The sequence below is a fragment of the Myxococcus xanthus genome (genome assembly GCF_013116825.1).
Taxonomy (GTDB): domain Bacteria; phylum Myxococcota; class Myxococcia; order Myxococcales; family Myxococcaceae; genus Myxococcus; species Myxococcus xanthus_B.
Window position 1 is genome coordinate 1 of record NZ_JABFNS010000287.1, and the last position, 1,360, is coordinate 1,360.

Consider the following 1,360-nt stretch of genomic DNA (forward strand, 5'->3'; position numbering starts at 1 on the left):
GGGCGGTTGGGGTTCGAAGGAGGTGCGTCCCCGCCGGCGGGCTTGGGCAGGGGCACCTTGCTGCGCAGGGCCGCCTCCACGTCCGCAGGCCGCCAGCCGAAGTGCTCGGCCACCGCGCTGAAGAGGGTGGCGCGCACCAAGCCCACGGGGACCTGTCCCACCACCGGCTTGAGCCGCTCGAGCGCTGCCATCTTCTCCTCGAAGCTCGCGGCCTTGCCCTCCGGGAGGAGCGAGGCGAACAGGTGGCTGGTGAGCGGGTGGGCGCCTTCCAGCAGCCGTTCCACGCCTTCCTGGCCCTCTCGACGCGCGAAGGTGTCTGGATCATCCCCTTGCGGCAGCAGGGCAACTCGCGCGGTCGCTCCCGCGGCGAGCAGGGGGCCGGAGAGCCGTTCGACAGCGGCAAGGCCGGCCGAGTCTCCGTCCAACAGCAAGATCAGCTCGCGGGCCTCGGCGCGCTTCAGCACCTGCATGTGTCCGGCGGTGAGGTTGGTGGAGCACAGGGCCACCGCGTGCCGCACGCCCACCTGGTGCAGGCCAATGGCGTCGAAGTAGCCCTCTACCAGCACGGCGGCCTTGCGCTTGCGAATCTCGTCGCGGGACTGGTCCATGCCGAAGAGCGTCTCGCTCTTGTTGTAGAGCCGGGATTCGCGCGAGTTGAGGTACTTGGGCCCTTCATCCGCGCCAATCAGGCGGCCACCGAAGGCGATGGGGCGGCCCTCCGGCGCGCGGATGGGCACCATCACCCGGCTGCGGAAGAAGTCGTAGTAGCCGTCGCCGCTGTTGCGCTTGAGGACCAAGCCGGCCTTCGCCGCCCACTCCAGCATGCCCAGCTTCTGGAAGCGCTCCGTCAGTGAGGCCCATTCGAGGGGCGCCCAGCCCAGGCCGAACGCCATGGCCGTCTCTTCGGAGACGCCGCGGCTGGCGATGTAGGCGCGGGCGGAGCGGCCTTCGTCCTGCTGCCACAGCATGGCGCGGAAGTGCTCGGCGGCCTGGTCCGTGGCCTCCTTGATTTGCTGCCGCTCCCGCATGCTGGGGTCCTGCTCGGCTTCCAGGTCCACGCCCAGCTCGCGCGCCAGGTCCCGCACCGCATCCAGGAACGTCTTGCCCAGGTAGCGCTGGACGAAGGACACCGCGTCACCGCTCGCGCGGCAGCCATGGCAGAAATAGAAGCGCTTCTCCGGCACCACGTAGAACGAGGGGGTCTTCTCCTGATGGAAGGGACAACAGGCCTTCCATTCGCGCCCGGCCTTCTTCAGGTCGACATGCCGGGAGATGAGCCCGACGAGGTCCACCCGTTCGAGGACCTCCTGGATCTTGTGCTCCGGAATCACGACTCCCACCCCCTGGCCCACCCCTGGGC

At 69.2% G+C, this 1,360-nt stretch carries 1 protein-coding gene; it reads right to left on the reverse strand.

The window, feature by feature from the left end; genetic code table 11:
• On the reverse strand, positions 1-1,340 hold a 1,340-nt coding region (dnaG, locus tag HNV26_RS37325; RefSeq protein ID WP_171453038.1), incomplete at its 3' end, for a DNA primase.
• Positions 1,341-1,360 lie beyond the last annotated feature (20 nt).